16 protein-coding genes and 1 pseudogene are annotated in these 18,476 nt (G+C 43.8%); 9 read left to right on the top strand and 8 right to left on the bottom strand.

The window, feature by feature from the left end:
- Positions 1-4: 4 nt before the first annotated feature.
- From ZX61_RS16775 to ZX61_RS16750, 6 genes are all read right to left on the bottom strand, one after another.
- Positions 5-2,281, bottom strand: a complete 2,277-nt coding sequence (locus tag ZX61_RS16775) for a phosphotransferase (protein ID WP_049845750.1) — start codon at positions 2,279-2,281, stop codon at positions 5-7.
- Positions 2,282-4,105 carry an ABC transporter ATP-binding protein gene (locus ZX61_RS16770; RefSeq protein WP_049845749.1) on the bottom strand — a complete coding sequence of 608 codons (1,824 nt, stop codon included), beginning with the start codon at positions 4,103-4,105 and terminating at the stop codon, positions 2,282-2,284.
- The gene (locus ZX61_RS16765; protein ID WP_049845748.1) at positions 4,092-5,267 is read right to left on the bottom strand and encodes a glycosyltransferase family 4 protein; all 1,176 of its coding nucleotides are present in this window, start codon (positions 5,265-5,267) and stop codon (positions 4,092-4,094) included. Before ZX61_RS16765 ends, ZX61_RS16770 begins: the two co-directional genes overlap by 14 nt.
- A gap of 21 nt (positions 5,268-5,288) precedes the next feature.
- Positions 5,289-6,473, bottom strand: a complete 1,185-nt coding sequence (locus ZX61_RS16760) for a glycosyltransferase family 4 protein (protein ID WP_049845747.1) — start codon at positions 6,471-6,473, stop codon at positions 5,289-5,291.
- A gap of 69 nt (positions 6,474-6,542) precedes the next feature.
- On the bottom strand, positions 6,543-7,724 hold the full coding sequence (locus ZX61_RS16755; RefSeq protein WP_082173512.1) for a glycosyltransferase family protein: 1,182 nt from the start codon (positions 7,722-7,724) through the stop codon (positions 6,543-6,545).
- A gap of 183 nt (positions 7,725-7,907) precedes the next feature.
- The gene (locus ZX61_RS16750) at positions 7,908-8,519 is read right to left on the bottom strand and encodes a LysE family translocator (protein ID WP_049845746.1); all 612 of its coding nucleotides are present in this window, start codon (positions 8,517-8,519) and stop codon (positions 7,908-7,910) included.
- A gap of 101 nt (positions 8,520-8,620) precedes the next feature.
- On the opposite strand from ZX61_RS16750, the gene ZX61_RS16745 reads away from it, so the two are divergent.
- Positions 8,621-9,514 (top strand): LysR family transcriptional regulator, encoded by an 894-nt coding sequence (locus tag ZX61_RS16745; protein ID WP_049845745.1) that lies wholly within the window; start codon positions 8,621-8,623, stop codon positions 9,512-9,514.
- 10 nt (positions 9,515-9,524) lie between these two features.
- Here the strand turns inward: ZX61_RS16745 and ZX61_RS16740 are convergent, their stop codons facing one another.
- Entirely contained in the window at positions 9,525-10,553 is a 1,029-nt protein-coding gene (locus ZX61_RS16740) for a LacI family DNA-binding transcriptional regulator (protein ID WP_004744112.1), read from the bottom strand.
- Positions 10,554-10,802: 249 nt separating this feature from the next.
- Here ZX61_RS16740 and ZX61_RS16735 point away from each other — a divergent pair, with 249 nt between their 5' ends.
- From ZX61_RS16735 to ZX61_RS16700, 8 genes are all read left to right on the top strand, one after another.
- Positions 10,803-11,246, top strand: a complete 444-nt coding sequence (locus ZX61_RS16735; protein ID WP_049845744.1) for a PTS sugar transporter subunit IIA — start codon at positions 10,803-10,805, stop codon at positions 11,244-11,246.
- A 56-nt stretch (positions 11,247-11,302) separates the two neighbouring features.
- The gene (locus ZX61_RS16730) at positions 11,303-11,590 is read left to right on the top strand and encodes a PTS sugar transporter subunit IIB (RefSeq protein WP_049845743.1); all 288 of its coding nucleotides are present in this window, start codon (positions 11,303-11,305) and stop codon (positions 11,588-11,590) included.
- 9 nt (positions 11,591-11,599) lie between these two features.
- Entirely contained in the window at positions 11,600-12,856 is a 1,257-nt protein-coding gene (locus tag ZX61_RS16725) for a PTS ascorbate transporter subunit IIC (RefSeq protein WP_049845742.1), read from the top strand.
- 191 nt (positions 12,857-13,047) lie between these two features.
- Entirely contained in the window at positions 13,048-13,521 is a 474-nt protein-coding gene (locus ZX61_RS16720) for a PaaI family thioesterase (RefSeq protein ID WP_049845741.1), read from the top strand.
- A 195-nt stretch (positions 13,522-13,716) separates the two neighbouring features.
- Positions 13,717-14,412 carry a VC0807 family protein gene (locus ZX61_RS16715; protein ID WP_049845740.1) on the top strand — a complete coding sequence of 232 codons (696 nt, stop codon included), beginning with the start codon at positions 13,717-13,719 and terminating at the stop codon, positions 14,410-14,412.
- A gap of 251 nt (positions 14,413-14,663) precedes the next feature.
- Complete coding sequence (locus tag ZX61_RS16710; RefSeq protein ID WP_049845739.1) at positions 14,664-15,584, top strand: patatin-like phospholipase family protein; 921 nt, start codon at positions 14,664-14,666, stop codon at positions 15,582-15,584.
- Positions 15,585-15,596: 12 nt separating this feature from the next.
- Entirely contained in the window at positions 15,597-16,064 is a 468-nt protein-coding gene (locus ZX61_RS16705) for a hypothetical protein (RefSeq protein WP_049845738.1), read from the top strand.
- 48 nt (positions 16,065-16,112) lie between these two features.
- The gene (locus tag ZX61_RS16700; protein ID WP_049845737.1) at positions 16,113-16,913 is read left to right on the top strand and encodes a hypothetical protein; all 801 of its coding nucleotides are present in this window, start codon (positions 16,113-16,115) and stop codon (positions 16,911-16,913) included.
- Positions 16,914-17,186: 273 nt separating this feature from the next.
- Here ZX61_RS16700 and ZX61_RS16695 read toward each other — a convergent pair.
- A pseudogene (locus tag ZX61_RS16695) lies at positions 17,187-18,319 on the bottom strand (helix-turn-helix domain-containing protein); the annotation flags it as partial.
- Positions 18,320-18,476: the final 157 nt, after the last annotated feature.

The following is an 18,476-nucleotide window of genomic DNA, read 5'->3' as shown; positions in this document are numbered from 1 at the left end:
GCTATTATAGATAACGGTAGCGAAGCCGGGTAATCCGTTGTTCGCAAAGCTCGATAATTTGTTCTGTCCAATCGTTCCGTTGAGCGATCCTCTGACTTATATATATGTGCCTTGCCCAGCTTAGTAATGTATATATCTCGATATCTCTGTTTAAATTTAGGCCAGAGAGTTCTAGGTAATGCTCGACAAATTTGGATGTTTGTTGCTGTGCATAGTTAACTTGGCCGAATTCACGTAAGCATTGTTCTTCAATATGAGCGACAAAGTTACCGACATCCAGTGCAGGGGAACCATAGCAGAGAAGGTCTAGGTCCAAAAGATAGACTTCAGAATCTGCCACTAAGATTTGGTCATGGTAAAAATCACGATGAATAAGCGTTGGCTGGGTTGCTGTGCAAAGCTCGTCAGCCAGTGTCTTGCAATTGTGTAAAATATTTTGGATGACTGGAGCCTTGGTTGGCAATTGATTGGCGGCGAGAGTCAAATACTCTTCAAGCAATCGAATTTCATCTTGGTTGCTATGATGACGATCGGTTTCAATGTGATTGAAATGAAGCTTGTGGAGTGCTTGGGCAATTCGTTGTGAAAGAGAATGACTTTTTTGTTGGCAAAATAGATCAAAGCAGCTTTTACCTGCCACTTTGCTTTGGAACCAAATATGATGATCGGATGAACATCCTAAAGGTTTGGGGACCTGAATCCCATCATTGCCATTGGGGCCAAATTGAGCGTTATAAAGGGCTTTATTGGCATGCCAAGTCCGTTTATCAAAGCCTTTGATTCTGACCTTACCGAGTATTGAAATTCGTTCTCCGTTCGCACGCTCTAGCGTATATTCAATCATGACTCGCTTATTGGCTTTATACCGTGTAACTGCAATGCAAATTAGGCGATCCGCGCTCGATAAATCCTTGATGCTCCTTAGCAGCAATTGCCTGGCATAGGGTAGGTCAAACAGCTCGGAGGAAAACGTCAGCCTTCCCTCTAAGTTATTGACTTCGGATAGTAATTTGAAACTTTGTAAATGTTGTTCACAGCGTTCAATCAGATGGTAAATGGAAGCTGCCCATTGAGGGTGGGCATCACGAAAAGGCTGATGTGCAAGCTGCAGTAACGCTAAAGCTGTAAATAGTTCAATTTCATAACTATGGTTTTTTTTGAGTTCGCCATACCCTTGTAGTAAAGCCCGACGATAACTTTGTGACCTAGCAAAAGAAACATCGCCACCTAGAGAATCAAACTCTAGGTGAGCGATAAATGTCCCGATGTCATAGGCTGAATACCAATAGCATACATCATCAAAATCTATCAGCCGGTTTCCATTGGGTGTCACTAACACTTGTGAGGCATAGAAATCACCGTGGATAACGGTTTTATCGGCCTTTAGGTCTTGTAATCGTTCTAATAATTGAGAGGTTAGGTGAGTCAGCCTGCTCTTTAGCTTAGGCATAAGGTGCGCCAGATCTTCTGTTCGACTTTGCAAACTCCGTAAGAAATTTGCTGTGTTTTTATGGATCACACGCTTAGGTTTTGATTTTTGATGAAAACATCTAAGGTATTGACCACATTCATAAAAAGGCGCGAGATCGTTCTGGTTAATATGGTACCAGTGAGTTAGGTTGCGTCCTTCAATCCAGCGAAAAACTAACAATTTATGCTTGCTGCTGCGCCCTACTACATCAAGCAGGTGTTGAGAATGGAGCTTTCTTCGACGAGAGAGGTTAGCGAGTTTGTACCTTTGATCTGTATAGGCTTTAGCAACCAGTACTTCACCTGAAGTTAATTGGAGTTTGAGTACCAGACGTCTTTCAGGTTTGTATTGTAGAATTTCACTACTCTGGATATGTGGTTGGACTTGAGCCTTGGGGTAGAGCGCGCGAGCTAGTAAATTTGGCAAAGATTCTGGTGATAATAAACGGGGAAGCACTTTTAGTTTTGCATCGAGTGGAAACGGGTAAATAATCATCAAATGTTTTTTAACTATTATCGGAATTATTTGATTGGCGTTTTGAGCGGTTTTTATACTCTCAAGCTTAGCGGAGTCTTTAGCAGTGTAGGCTTTTACGTAGCAAGTAGTAGATCCGCTTCCACTCTCAATAAGGTATTTAACTAAACAATTCGTCTCTGGTTTGTAACGTATATAGACTTTTGTCAGTGCGAATATGTCTACGTCCTGCATGTACTGGCGCATCAATGCTAGCATCTTGGATTCATCTAGCATGATATGCAAACCTAATATTTCTGACTCTCGGCCAATCAATGGTTGGTCTTCAGGTTGCATTTACCCTCCTTGAGCTGATTGTGTTTCAGGCGAGGTAAAATGTGTTAAGTACATTCCGGCTTTATCGGTGAGTTCCGCCTGAGTGCCCTGCTCAATAACCTTACCTTTGCGCATACAAACCACATAATCACATTGTTCAGCGAGCTCTCTCCTATGGGTAATAATCAATGCTGTGCAATCATTCGCTAGCCTCATTAGCGCACGACTTACTTGACTCTCAGTTGCTGGATCTAAGCCAGTTGTAGGTTCATCTAGAATTAAGATGGGGGCTTGTCGAAGTGCTGCTCGCGCAATGGCTATTCGCTGTCTTTGCCCAGCGGATAAGGTTACCCCTCGTTCACCGACGAGTGTGTCATAGCCGTTTGGTAACGACATAATGAAATCATGTATCTCTGCTTGCTTTGCTGACTCATATACACGCTCTATCTTCACGTCACCTTGACCAATCGTTATGTTATTGAGAATCGAAGTCGCGAATAAGGCGGTTTCTTGCATCACTACCGAGATTTGCTGACGGACACTTTCAAAGGTGTATTCACGGATATCGACACCATCAATGTATACACCTCCGCGTTGAGGGTCATGTAAGCGCAGGAGTAATGCAATTAGGGTAGATTTTCCACTGCCTGAAGAGCCGATAACTGCGACTTTTTTTCCTTTAGGAATATTTACAGTAATGTTTTCGAGGTTGGTTACCTCATCATCTAAATAGGAGAATTCAATATTTCGGAACTGGATATTTCCGTTGAAAGAAGGTGCTTCAACTGCATTCGGTAGATTCTCGATATCTTTTTGGTGCTCAAGAATATCTAATACTCTCTCTCCCGCCGCAGACGCCTTGGCAAGTCTCGCGGTATATTTGGTAAAATCTCGTATGGGGCGAAATACTCGTCGTAAGTAATAGGTGAATACGAGTAGCTCACCAAGGCTTAATTGTTCTTTGATAACCAGCAAGGCGCCATACCAAAGTACCAAGGCGGTAGATATCGCCATAAGTATTTCGACGTTTCTCTGTAGTGACGCGGCAAGTCTTTTTCCTTGGACTCCCTCCTTGAGGCTTTTACTATTGGCTTCACTGAAAATATTAGAAAATCGGTCTTCTAACGTTAATGCCTGTACGGATTTAATGGAGTGAATGGATTCTGATGCTGTGGCTGCCATTACTCCCTCGCGTTGACGATTTTTGCGTGCGACTTTGTGGATTTTTTTGCTTTTGTTTAACGTGACAAACCAGAGCAGTGGTAAGGTGCACAATGAAACCAGTGCGAGTTGCCAATTCAGCCAAAACATGACGCCAATAATACAAAGGAAGATCAGGCTGTTGCCTATCAATGGTACCGCTGCAGTTATGGCGATTTCTTTCATTAGCCCCATGTCACTAATGATGCGAACGACTAGGTCGCCACTACGTTGTTGCTGATGGTAAATTGTAGACAACCCTTGGATATGATTGAACACTTTGCTACGCAGGCTAATGATGATGTGGTTGCCTGCCAGAGCCATTAGTACCGTGGTCGCATAAGTCAGAACTGCGCGACCTAAAATAATGATGACTAAAGTCGCAGCTAATATTGCAAAATAGGATGAAATTGGCAGTGTCGACAGTATTTGTAGATCTTGCGCCGCGTTGAACTCTGGCGAGGCTAAGCGATCAATGATGTATTTCAGTGGCCAAGGTTCTATCAAGCGCATTAATGTTTGGCCAAATAAACACGCAAACGCTCCGGCAATGAGCCATTTTCTCTGTTTAATGTAGGGCCGCACGTAATCATAAAAGCGCAGTAGACCGGGTAAGCTTTGCTTTAATCCTTTAGGTCTCGCCATTGCTTCGCTCCACCGTCAGTCCTGACCAATTTAGAATATTTTCGACACGACTTTGCCAGCTATGGTATCGCTGGGCTTCATCCTGTCCGATTTTGCCCCATATCATTGCCATTGTGTGATTGTCCGCTAAGAACTCCATGGCTTCGATAAGGCTCGTAATGCTTGACGATGAGCAAGTAAGCCCAGTTTTATGGTCAGTGACTATCTGTGGTATCTGACCTATATCACTCGCAATAACAGCCAGCCCTGCGGCCATGTACTCATAAATTTTCAGTGGTGAAAAATAGAAGTTCTCTGCACTAGGATATGGGGCGACGCCTACATCCATTTGGGTATACATTTCTGCCATGTCAGATGGGGCGACCATTCCAACTATCTCTACACTGCTCTCTAAGTTTAAGTGTGCTACTTGCAACTCTAGTGTTTGCCGCATTGGGCCATCACCAATGATCATAAGTCGTGTGTTTGGAAAGTGTGTGTGCACAATTGCGAAAGCTTCAATGAGCCTGTCTACCCCATGCCAAGGCTTTAGCGTTCCGACAAAGCCAAAAGTGAAAAGGTGGTCGGTAATTGAACGCTCGGCACTAGAGCAAATAAAACGTTCAGTATTGACGCCATTGGGAAGAACCTTCACTTTACCATGTGCTTGGGGGTAGGTATCAACATAGTCAGCGACCTGTTCCGACACAGCAAGTATTAAGCTTGCTGATGAGAAGCATTGTTGAGTAATGTCTCTTGCTGCTTGTTCATCAACTAAGCCTCGGTATTTTTGTTGCTCTTCGACGAGAGGTGCGTTCACCTCTAATATTGCCGGTATACCTTTACTCGCGGCATAAGACATGCCGGCATGGCTCCACAACGAGTAGCGCTCATAGATAAAATCGTAAGGTTCACACTGGATGAGCTGTGACATTATGGCGGCGTTATCTTGAATATCTGCTTGTTCTCTTAATGCTCTATCGGATATTTTTGCGTGTTTAATTCTATGAACATCGAGCTGATGTAAGTCTTTAGGGCACTCACCTCCAATGGTTGCGACATGAAAATCAACATCGATATCTGTTTGAGTAAAGGCGCGTGCGACCTCTTGTACGTGTAATGAACAGCCTTTACTGCCAAAAATAGGAACACCGCGATCGGAACAAACATAGGCTGCTTTCATAATGCCTCCATAATTCTTGTATTACGTGTGCTGAAATTGAGTTCGTATCTTTTTACAATTTTCATGAATGTCGAACTCACGCTCTATGAGTAAGCGCGCTTGTTCAGCTAAACGAACTCTCAGCTCTGAGTTCTCAAGCATCTGCTTCAACGCTTCTGCCAGAGAGTTCGGGTTATGTTGCTCTACCATCAGACCTGTTTTTCCATTGAAGATGACTTCTGGAATACCTGTAACAGCAGTGGAAACGCATGGTGTTCCTAACGCCATAGCTTCGAGTAATACAGTCGGTAAACCGTCACGGTTCCCATCCTCTCCGATTACGCACGGCGCAGCGAATACTGCAGCTTGACGTAGCCGAGCTTTCACCTCCTTCTGCGGTAAAGAACCTTGCATCGTGACTACATCTTGGATACCAAGTGAGTGAATTTGTTTCTCGATCTCTGGCTTTAGTTCCCCGTCACCAATTAGCTCGCACTGAAACACAACACCCTGCTGTTTTAGCAAGTGACAAGCAGCAACAAGATCGCAGAAACCTTTTTTTTCAACTAAACGGCCAATAGCGCAAATTCGAGGTTCACGCTGGTTAGGAGAAGTATAGGGGAAATCGTTCAGATCTAAGCCGTTATAAATTCGAATAACTTTGCTCGCGCCTACGCCTAGTTCCTCAGTTAAATAGCTTTGATTGAAGTTGCTCACCGTGATGGCTCGCTGTGCTTGAGAAAATTTAACCGTGAGTGCTGCAAAGTCATTATCTTGGTGAAATATATCTTTTGCGTGAGCGGTAAATGTGAAGGGAACATGAGTTATAGCTGAAGCAATTTGAGCCACAGATGTTGACGTGGTCGCAAAGTGAGCGTGCAGGTGAGTAATGCCCATACGGCTGATATGAAGAGACAGCTCTAATGCTTGAAGTATTTCCCTAGCACTAGCATTTGGATACTGGCCGAGAATATTCCACACCTCTGGAAAGCGGCGCGATACTTTTTTCTGTCTTTCCCAAAAGTTACTTGCTCGGTCGGCTTTTGCTGGCAAATAGGTTACTGGCGCCTTAACACGCGCAATAATATCTTGAAAATGGGTATCTTGAGGGGGTAACAAAGCGAAGATATGGATGTTTACCCCGGCTCGTTCGTGAGCCAATATCTCATTGACGATAAAGGTCTCTGAGTAGCGCGGATATCGTTTGACGACGTAGGCGACATACATAGGACTATTCCTTCCATTGAGTAAGTTTTCGCTAAGCCTTAACCAACGCTATGTTTCTATTGTTTTTTATCAGTTTGTTTTTTGCTCAACAAGCAATCTGTCTAGCTTTTCCATCCCGTTCAAACGGATCTTGTCAGGAAATGGCAATAGTGCCTCCTGAGAAAAGAGTTTGTTGGCAATTTTCTTATCTAACACACTAGGCGTAAGTTCATTTGGGTGAATACATTCAAATATTTCCAATCGACTAAAACACTGCGCGCGAAGCAGTTGTTCGGCGACAGGAGTGACTCTTGGGACTATGATTGCCGGCTTTTTAACCGATAAAATTTCACAAATGGTGTTGTAACCTCCCATTGCTACGACCAAATCTGCGGCAGAAAGGTAGCTAATAAAGTGGGGAGTGAACTCCAACAGAGTAACATGTGGCATTGAACTCGCGAGATGATGTAGTTGTTCCACACCAGCATCATTCATCTCCGGCCCATAAAATACGACTGTGTTGACTTGGTTACCCCAAGTACTTTGAGCTAATGCTTGCAAGTAGGTTGTAAGCACAAGACTTCCATCGTCCCCTCCACCTGCTGCAGCAACGATAAGCTTGCGATCTGTTGAGGCTAAGCCGTTTTGAACTTGATTTCTTTCATCAGGCTGTTCAGTGCGTTGTAGATAGCCACAAAATTGGGTTTTTTGTGCGATGCTAGAAGGGAAGCGATACTCAGTGGTGACATCAAAGATCTTTTGTTCACCAACAACTAACACTTGATCATAGTACTTCTCTACTAGTTGGTAATAGCCATTTTTTTGCCAGATATGCTGCGTCACCTGTGGTGAATCCAATATATCTCTTAGCAGCAGTACACACCGTGGTGATTTATGCTGTGAGGAAAGAAATAATAGCGTTTGTTTAAGCTCACCATTGAGCCCTTCGGGCTTTTTATCGACTAAAAGTAGATCGGGTTTATAAGAGGCCACAATCTGATGTATGACTGCTGATCTAGATTGCACAAGTTGCTCTGCGCTATAACAAGCCAGCTTTGCTGAGTAGCGGCCCGATTTTGAACGTTGCAGACAAGGTAGTTTGACATAGTCGATCTGTGGATGCGTGCGGAATGCGTGCAACATGGGAGAGCCAGTGATCAGCAAAATATACAGATCACTGTGTCGACTAACCAGCTCATTGGCAATAGCCACCATACGGCGAATATTCCCTAGGCCATAACTATCATGTGAATAAAACAGCAGCTTTTTCATGTGAGCTTTTGCTTCTCTGACTATCTTCTGAATAATGTGAGTTTGTTAATACTTAAGTTTAGAACTCTCTGAAGTATAGTCGTGAGTTTCCTTTCTTTGAGTTCGGATTGCTTGAAAAGTATCAATGCGGCGAGCTACCGTTTTAGAGAGACTTAGTTATGTTATTGATGCCTATTCTAATTTTTAGTTTTTTAACCCTAGTGCTAATCCGAATAGCAGTAGCCCTGCGCCACATAATTGATTAAGTCGATGCTTGGCTTTACTCAGTAAGGTTTGCAGCTTATTGGAGGAGAACAGCAGTGCGACTAGTACAAACCACAGGCCGTGTAGAAGCATCATATAGCCACCATAGATAAGGGCGTTGTTGTTACTTGATGCGTCGTTGGTCATTACCTGACTGAAAATACTCAAGAAAAACAGCATGGTTTTAGGATTAAGCACATTGCAAAGAAAGCCTTCACTTAGATAGCGCCAAGCGGATTTGGCTGCGCTCGGCTCGATTGGATTAGACGGCGCTGAGGATTGTGCCAAAAGGCCCCTTAATCCTAAGTATATTAAGTATCCGGCACCTAGATATCGAACCAGATTAAACAACCATTCATTTTGTGAGATTAAGTAACTAATACCGAGCATCGAGTAAGCAATGTGAACACCGATGGCAAGACTGATCCCCACTGCACTCATGACACCCGCTTTACGGCCATGATTAAGACTGTTTTTAAGTACCAGAACAAAATCAGCTCCCGGACTAATCACGATTAAGATGCCCAATAGCGCTAAACTTACTAACTCCATATTTATTCCCAGTTTGATTGGATTGTGGCTGGCATTGTAGGTAAATCTGGTTGTGCCTATAATCGAAATGAATTCTAGTTTTATGTGAGAAAAGTTCACTAATGAGGCATCTTAAATCCTTCCATGTTTTTCATGTTGCAGCGCAGTGCTCAAATTACAGCGAGGCTGCAGAGCAACTGAACATTACGCACGGTGCAGTCAGCAAGCAGATTAAAGTGCTGGAAAACTATCTCGACCAGACCTTGTTTGTGAAGCAGGGGAGAAATGTCTGTTTGAGTCCGCAAGGTGAGCTGCTGAAAACCTATACAGAGCAGGCTTTTCAAGCGCTTGAAACGGGTGTAGCTAAGTTAGAAACACAAAATCAAAACGTACTAGAAGTCTCTTGTGAGCCGACACTAACTATGCGTTGGTTAATGCCTAGGTTGTCTACGTTTAACGACGACTTCGCTACGGATGTGCGCTTATCAACCGCAGGCGGAGCAATCAATCTGGATCGATCTGGATTATCTATGGCGATACGACGAGATGACTTTGCTATTCCCCATGACTATCAGCAAACTCCTTTAATTGAAGAGTGGGTTGGACCTGTGATGTCACCAGAGTACTGGCAACAAGTCGAACAGGATTTGAGCACCATGAAACTGCTGCACAGTCAGACACGTCCATTGGCTTGGGAAAATTGGTGCAACGAGCGAAACAAACCGAAACTGCTAGCCAATGAGCAACAGACTTTTGCTCATTTTTACTTCTCACTTCAAGCCAGTGTTGATGGGCTAGGGGCAACGATAGGTTCTTACCCCTTGGTTGCTGATGACTTGAAACGTGGTAGCCTCATCGCCCCGTTTGGTTTTGTCCCGTCGGGGCATAGCTACATCTTACTCAGCAAAAATCAGTCAGCCACAAAATTGGAAGAGCAGTTTCGTTTGTGGCTACTGGAATCCTTTAAAGATTGTGAACCCGAGATCGCTCAACAGCTTATAAATATCCGACGTTGACTGAGCAAACTTAATTGATCGCAGTGCTAGCCCTGCGCGTCAGCTTAAAGCCGATATCTGTTACGGCTTCTACTCGGTCGCCTTTGATCTGGTGGAGCAGTTTTTCTGCCGCTTTGGTTCCCATTCGCTCGTAGTCGACTTCTGCGCAAGTTAGGCTCGGGTAGGCATGCTCTGCCATTGACGATCCCTCTAAACAGATGATAGCAATATCGGTTGGCACCTTGAGCACTCTGCGGTGACATTCAAATAAAGCGCCGATGGCAATCTCTTCATGGCTACATACTAGTGCATTGAGAGTGGAATCGCGTAGCAGTAACTTCGCTAAACCTTCGGCTCCGAGTTGTGAAGAAGGGGCTTCGTGCGTGGTTAGAAAGTGATCTGGTGTTAGATAGTTTTCTATCATCGCGCTTTGCCAACCATGGAGTTTGCGCTGGAGAGTTGAATGCTCACCACGTGCACCGATAAAGCCAACATTATTAAAGCCTTGTTCGATAATATGCTTGGTACAAGATTTCCCGATGTCGAAATGATCCACACCAATGTTCAAATATTGGGCGGTAGAGGTAAGTTCGGCTATCTCAAGTACTGGCGTATTTGCTGCCTCCAACAACTGATGGGTGCGTTTGCTGTGTTCTCCACCAAACAGTACCACCCCCGCAGGGCGACTTTCGAGAAAGGTTGAAAGCAGTTTTTCTTCTTGATCTACCGAGTAGTCGCTGTAGCCGAGAATCAGTTGGTAGCCCGCTTTGTTTAGGGTTTGTTGGAAGCTAGGTAGAAACAAGGCACAAGATTTATCGATCAATGAAGGCAGGATCAAAGCAATTGAATAGCTTTCAGCTGAGGCCAATGCGCCCGCCGCTTTATTGGGAATATAACCTAGCTCATCAACGACTTGTTGAATCTTTTCTCGCAATTTATCAGACACCAAGTCTGGCGTTCTTAATGCTCGCGAAACGGTCATCGAACCCACACCGGCCTTTTTGGCTACATCGGCAAGTGTGACTTTTCCAGTGCTTCTGCGTTTTCGCGGTTCGCTCATTTTTTATTTTCGTTTTTTATCTATTAATTCGCCGCGACATCTTATCACAGCCCTTAGGTTGAAATGATATTAGCGCATTAGATGGTGATCACAAGCATATGAAACCGCATTAAGATTAATAAATGGTAGCGCTATCACAGTTTATGATAGCGCTACCAGGTAGCGCTATCATTTGTGATCATTGTCCGGTTTTTCCACAGGAATCATCGTTAGAGTAGCGCCATCAAAACAACAAATCGGAAAGATCCAATGCTAAGTGAACTGATTACCTCTGACGTGATTCGAGTCCATGCTGAAGCCAGCGATTGGAAAGACGCTGTTCAAAAATCGTGTCAGGCATTGCTTGATAATGGCGCTGTTGATCCAAGCTACGTAGAGGCGATTTTTCGCTCGCATCAAGAGCTAGGCCCGTACTATGTCGTTGGCCCTGGTATGGCGATGCCACATGCAAGACCAGAAGATGGCGTTAATCGTTTATCACTTGCGATCACTGTGATTCAAAACGGCGTTAACTTTGACTCTGAAGGTAATGACCCTGTGCAGATGTTGGTGACGCTAGCGGCAACGGATAGCGATAGCCATGTCGGTGCTATTTCAAAACTGGCTGAGCTGTTTATGAATGAAGAGCATGTAGAGCAAATCTGCAACGCTCAATCTGTCGATGACATTTTAGCCGTCATCAAGAATTACTAAAACATAACTCCTGACTATCACCCCTATAGATATCAAGAATAAAAAGGTACTGAACTATGAAAATTATGGTTGTTTGTGGACATGGTCTTGGCACGAGCCTAATGATGGAAATGAGCATCAAGGGCATCGTCAAAGAGCTTGAGATTAATGCAGCGGTTGATCACATTGATTTAGGCAGTGCAAAAGGCACAGATTGTGACATCTTTATTGGTACTAACGATATTACTGACCAATTGCAAGCACTCGATGTTGAACCGAAAATCGTCAGCCTAGACAACATGGTTGATAAAGTGGCAATGAAAGAGCGTTTATCTGCGGCTTTACAAGAACTTGGCGCACTATAGGGAGCCATTATGGAATTCTTTAGTTTCTTAATGAACGATGTCCTATCAGAACCTGCGGTTCTGGTCGGTCTTATCGCTCTTATCGGCCTAATCGCTCAGAAAAAGTCGGTGACAGAATGTATTAAAGGCACAGTAAAAACCATTCTCGGTTTTATCATCTTGGGCGCTGGTGCTGGCTTAGTTGTTACCTCTCTAGGTGATTTTGCGACTATCTTCCAACAAGCGTTTGGTATTACAGGTGTTGTACCAAACAACGAAGCGATTGTGTCAATTGCTCAAGAAGCATTTGGTAAAGAGATGGCGATGATCATGTTCTTTGCGATGCTGGTGAACATTCTGATCGCTCGTCTAACGCCATGGAAATTTATCTTCCTGACAGGTCACCACACGTTATTTATGTCGATGATGGTGGCAGCGATCCTATCTTCAAGTGGAATGAGTGGTGTTCCTCTTATTGCATTAGGTTCTTTAGTTGTTGGCTCAGTGATGGTGTTTTTCCCAGCCATCGCGCACCGTTACATGAAGCAAGTGACAGGTTCTGATGATGTGGCTATTGGTCACTTCTCGACACTCTCCTACGTGCTAGCTGGCTTTATTGGCAGCAAGTTTGGCAACAAAGAGCACTCGACAGAAGAGATGAACGTACCAAAGAGTTTGTTGTTCTTGCGTGATACGCCAGTCGCTATCTCTTTCACTATGGGCATCATCTTTATGGTGACCTGTATTTTCGCTGGCGGTGACTTTGTTCGCGAAGTGAGTGGTGGTAAACACTGGTTTATGTTTGCGCTGATGCAGTCGATTACGTTTGCTGGTGGTGTTTACGTTATCTTGCAAGGTGTGCGTATGGTTATCGCTGAAATCGTTCCTGCATTTAAAGGTATTTCAGACAAGCTTGTGCCAAACGCTAAACCGGCTCTCGATTGTCCTGTGGTATTCCCGTATGCGCCAAATGCCGTACTGGTTGGTTTCTTATCCAGTTTTTCTGCGGGTTTGCTAGGTATGTTCCTACTTTACGTGATGGGCTTAACTGTGATTATTCCGGGTGTGGTACCGCACTTCTTCGTCGGTGCAGCAGCGGGTGTATTTGGTAACGCAACAGGTGGCCGCCGTGGTGCAATCTTAGGTGCTTTTGCACAAGGTCTACTGATTACCTTCCTACCAGTATTCCTAATGCCAGTATTAGGCGACCTAGGCTTTGCTAACACAACATTCAGCGACGCAGACTTCGGTGCAGTTGGTATCTTACTTGGTTTGATTGTTCGCTAATATCAAACTTCAGAAACATAAAAGCCTCCCTGTTGAAGTGGAGGCTTTTTTGATAGCGAGAGAACAATCAAGCTGAATCGACGAGTACCCACTCAGTTCGGTGTAGATATTAAATCGAGGAAGTAAGCTATAACTATAAGATAACTATTCACTTATTCGAATTAAGACAAGCTTGGCTATGGGAGTATGAAATGACTCATTCTATTGCGATTCAAGACCAAATACCGAACAACCACTGCTATGGATGTGGCGCTGAAAATGAACACGGACTGCAAATTAAGAGCTATTGGCAATCAGACAGTGAGGCGAGCTGTGAGTTTGTTCCTCACAAACATCATTGCGCGGGACCAACTCATTTCCTAAATGGTGGCATCATATCAACCATAATCGATTGCCATTGTGTGTGTATGGCTATCGCGAAGGGATATCAACTCAGCGGGCAAGAAGTCGGCAAAGGAGAACCCGTTTGGTTTGCCACGGGGAGTTTAAATATCTCATTCCTTAAACCTGTCGCTATGGATTCTACCGTTACATTGAAAGCCAAGGTTGTCGAAGCATTTGAGAAAAAGATAGTGCTGGAGTGCGAGCTTCACTCACAAGACAGCGTTTGTTGCCGAGCAGAGGTGATTGCCGTCAAAGTGCCAAATGAGTGGTTTTCTGGTTGATACTCGCTCCTTACAATATTACGCATCGCGTAAGAATGGCAAGGCGAGACTTATAGACGAAAAAATACTCACAAGCTTTCTATTTCATAAGTCGTTACACAACTCGGGGTTTAAACGCTTTACATCTTAAGCTAAGCATTGAACACTTCGCTTTGAAACTAAAACAAAGATGACAGAGTAGAGCCAGTAACAATTATGAGTAACACCACGACGAAAAAGTCGAACCCCCTATTTGAGATCCTGTTTAACGTATTTATTCCTTCCTTCATCCTGATGAAGTTTAGTGGCGAAGAGCACCTTGGTACTGTCATGGCACTTGTGGTGGCATTGGCATTCCCTATTGTCTACGGCGGTATGGATCTTATCCGTAATAAGAAGTTCAATTTCATTGCTGCGCTTGGCTTTGTCAGTGTGCTACTGACTGGTGGTATTGGCTTGCTTGAACTTGATACGCGTTGGCTAGCCTTGAAAGAAGCTTTGATTCCCGGCCTTATTGGATTAGCGGTTTTAGGTTCTACCTTTACCCGTTATCCATTTATGCAGAAGATGATTCTTAACGATACAGTACTAAACCTCGCGGTGATCACTGAGCGTTTAAAAGAAAACGGTAAGACGGACGCGTTTGAACGTTGCCTGATGTCATCGAACTATTTGTTTGCTAGTACGTTTGCATTTTCTTCAGCGATGAATTATTTCCTTGCAACTTGGATTGTGACTAGCCCAGCCGGAACCGCAGAGTTCAATGAAGAGCTAGGTAAACTCACCCTATACAGCTACCCAATTATCGCAATCCCTAGCATGTTGATGATGTTTGGTATCTTCTACTACGTTTGGCGTCAAATTCGCACCATGACGTCACTTGAGACCGAGCAGATTTTCCATACTAGATAGAAATAGTTGAACAATAGAAGGGGACGGATAACGTCCCTTTTTTATGGGCAACTTTCCGCTGCCAATCATCTTGTCTGTTTCACCTTGTTCCGCTTTAGCTGCTCTTCATCACATTGTTCGTTCACCAGCATTTCATATCTTAGAATTGATACTCAACCAAATGGATATTTGTGATCCCTGCCAGATGCATATGCACTTATAGCATCTATGTTTATATCGGATTTTATAAACTCGATGAAAAGGAGATCAAAATGAGACGAGTCTTATCGATTGACGGAGGTGGTATTCGGGGCATCATCCCTGCGTTAGTTCTTACTAAATTGGAACAAGAAACGGGTAAACCATGCTGCCAGCTCTTTGATTTAATGTGTGGCACTTCAACTGGCGGCATTTTATCTATGGGCTTAAGTATCAATGTTCCTGGAACTAACGAACCTTACAGTGCCGCAGAGCTGGTTGAGATTTATCGTGAGCATGGATCAGATATCTTTCCACGCAGTCGATGGAAAGGTGTGACGTCTGTCGGTGGTTTAAGCGATGAAAAATATCCTTCAGATGGCATCGAATCCGTGCTGATGAAGTATTTTCGTTCAGAGCCGTTAGAGAGCGCCCAAACTAAGGTCATGGTTACAAGCTATGATATTGAAGCGCGCGAACCCTTCTTTCTAAAAAGTTGGAACTCAAATACTCAGCAAGTATCTATGCGCTTAGCGGCCAGAGCAACGAGTGCGGCACCAACTTATTTTGAACCTGCTTTGGTCAAGGTTAATAACAAGCGCAGAGCACTAGTCGATGGTGGTGTATTTATTAACAACCCTGCGGTTTCAGCCTATGTAGAGGCAAAAAAACTTTTCCCAAATGATGAAATCAAGCTGCTCTCTTTGGGCACCGGAGAGCTAGTAAGATCTATTCCATTCAATCAAGCCAAAGATTGGGGCAAAGTCGGCTGGGCTCTGCCTGTAATGAGCTGCATGTTCGATGGCGTATCTGATGCTGCTGATCACCAATTGAAGGTATTGCTAGGCCAAGACTACTTACGTTTACAAACCGTCTTAACGGATGCGGATGATGATATGGACAACGTAAGCAAGAGCAACATCAGTGCTTTAAGTCGCTTGGCAGAGCAACTTATCGATCAACAAGTAAATACTCTTTTAGAGTTCTTGTCATAGTAGGAGGCGAATATGAATACGATCAAAGATTTAACCAAGGATGAGTTTAGAGATTTACTGGATGACTACTTTGCGCCACCAGAAAAGCGTATGAAACTCACGGCTGATGAAGCAAAAATTCTCGCTCAGAAGCTGAATACTGAAATTAATGTTCCACTAGTGAGTGAGACTAAAGAGGAGAAAATACTGCTGAAGGTGGTGATTAAAGTAGACACCTTTCTATACGACAACTTGCCTAATGAGTTCTATGACTTGGTGAGAAGCCTTGATCAAGGCATTGACGATCAAGAAGCAGAGAGGCTAGTGAAACGTTTGACCTCGCTTGCGAATGATAAAATTGATATCCCTTACATTCCGGAAGTCGGGGAATATTTTGCAATCAAATTTGTTATTGGTGTCATTGTTAACTCCGCTCGCAAACATTGGGATTTCTTCAAGGCTAGCGAAGCAATGGAGTCTGACAAGATATTGCCAGCTTAGAAATGGGACAAGTGCACTTAGTGCTTAATCATAGTAGGAGGCAAGATTATGCCAGCGACATCCGATTCAAGAGCCTACAAGCAACTAATTCAGGATCGTTACACACCTGATAAAATACGTATTCTTTCCGAAGGTGATTCTTGGCTTAACTACCCAAGACGCTATTTTATCTTCGGTAAAGATGCCAATGTTGTCGACCATTTAGCAGATAGGAACAACTTGCTAATTTATAACACATCGTCTAACGGAGATGAGGCAATTGATATGATCTCCGGTGATGAAAAGCTATCTCTGTTAAAGCGCCTCTCGCACAATGAGTTTGATCTACTACTCTTTTCTGGTGGTGGGAATGACATCGTAGGTCGGTATGACTTTGGGTTCTTTATTAGAGAAAAGCAGCCAGGTATGGATTGGCAACAATGCATACTCGAACATCGCGTAGAGATGAAGCTCAAGCAAATAGAAAATGCTTATCGCGTGCTGTGCGAGCTAACGATGGAGTACTCAAAGAATCCAGATATTAAAATTGTCACACATACTTATGATTTTGTTCAGCCTAATCCGACGGGGTTTGAACTGTTCGATATCATTCCGGTGGGCAAGTCTTGGGTTTACCCGTACCTAAAAGCTAAGAAGATTACTGATGCAAGTGATCAAGAAAAGATCATTAATCACCTAATAACGCGATTTAAACAGCGGTTAATCGAGGTAGCCAATGACTACGAGATACTGACGGTAGTTGATACGCAAGGCTTGCTCAATAGTGATCAATGGCGCAATGAAATTCACCCTACGTCAGAAGGTTTTGGTGTGGTAGCAGACCACATCTATCATCAGGCAATTGCGTAATATTGATTTAGCAGGGCCTAGTGAGGAGATGGCCTTAGTGCGTGAAACCATCACCCTGTCAAAAGGGTATTTATGAGAATGATGGTTAAGTAAAAAACAAGGTCGCTCTTCACGCTAGTCCTGCTTATTACTCGCTAAGGATTTGTGATTTTTCCTGACCATCAGTATCACATATGAAAAATGCTTTTGTCATTACTGAGGGAGCATGACGGGATAAGTAACAACCGATTCGGTCATGCTCTTACATTTTAGTCAGGATTAGTGCTTTTCACCTTACACCTCGATGTTCAGGGACTGTGATCTTTTAATCCTAAGTTCTCTGGTGTTGAGCTTTTCTTCCTTCCAGATGTTTTTAATCGTACCGATACTCACAGTGATATTGTGCTCTTTTAATGCCACCATCAGTTGCATCAATGTGAGGTGAGGATTCTGTAATGTCAGCTCGATGATCTTATCTTCTGCGTGCTCTGGTATGCGGTTCTTACTGCGTTTGAGAGGCTTATTGATCCGTTTTAACCCCATCGGCCCTTCCTCTGCCATTATTTTCTGATAGGTGTAGAGGGATTGACGGGAGCAACCAAGGATACGAGCGGCTTTAGTTATACTTCCTAACTGTTCAACAAGCTCTAGTGCTTCTATTTTACGTTGAACCTCTTTGCCGTATTCGCTGCATTTGCGAGGCTCAACGAGTTCTGTGATGTCGAGCCGACGGTAACCAAAGTAGGCAGAGAATGTACCATCGAACTGACAACGGATTTCCACTTGCTGGTTAACGATTGAATAACGAACGGGCGAGTCGATGACATACATTTTATTGTCAAAGCTGAACGTATGGTCTCTGCGTATCTTGCGATACTCTTTCTGCACACAGATAGTATTTAGATCTAAATCATCAGGTATACGCTTAAAGGCCGAGCGCAAGCTTGTAGGTTTAACCATGACGTTTTCCACCCAGTAGTTTGGTATGAACTCTTCTTGTAAATACCGATTCGCATTTTCCATATCGGTGATGTTGTGCAATCGAAGTTCTGGCACCAGTCTATCTTGGAAGGTATCGAAGGAGCGCTCTATCCGCCCCTTACCTTGAGGTGAGTTGGCGAAGATAATTTCGATACCGAGTTCATCACAAGCTCGCTGCATTTGCGAGAAGTTGCTGCGTTTCGGCCCACCAAAGATACCAGCTCGATCCACGTAGAGAGTTTTGAATATCCCTCGCTTTTCGATATAGGCTCTCATCACTTTCATGCAGCCCTCAGTGGTCTCTGACTGGAAGAACTGCGCATGAATATCACTGGTCGCATCATCAATGATGGCAATCAAGCAAGACTTCTACGTCGCTTTGAGCGTTTCACATGATGAATGTCATGTGCCCAAGAGCGCAGCGTCTCGCGCTTAATCGAGAGTCCTTAAGCATTATTAAGCATTAAAAGGACAGACACCATAAAATGATACTAATACTCCTGGCATAAATTAAGGGTGAAATCGGTATCAATTTGTGCAACTGGAGGGAGAACTGCGGTCTGTTAGTCGCTATTCTACGGGATTGAGTCTATTAAGGCTTAT

It is taken from the genome of Vibrio sp. VPAP30 (assembly GCF_001188205.1).
GTDB classification, from domain to species: Bacteria; Pseudomonadota; Gammaproteobacteria; order Enterobacterales; family Vibrionaceae; genus Vibrio; species Vibrio bivalvicida.
Note: the sequence above shows the minus strand (reverse complement) of the source record. Positions and strands in the feature narration are given on the sequence as shown.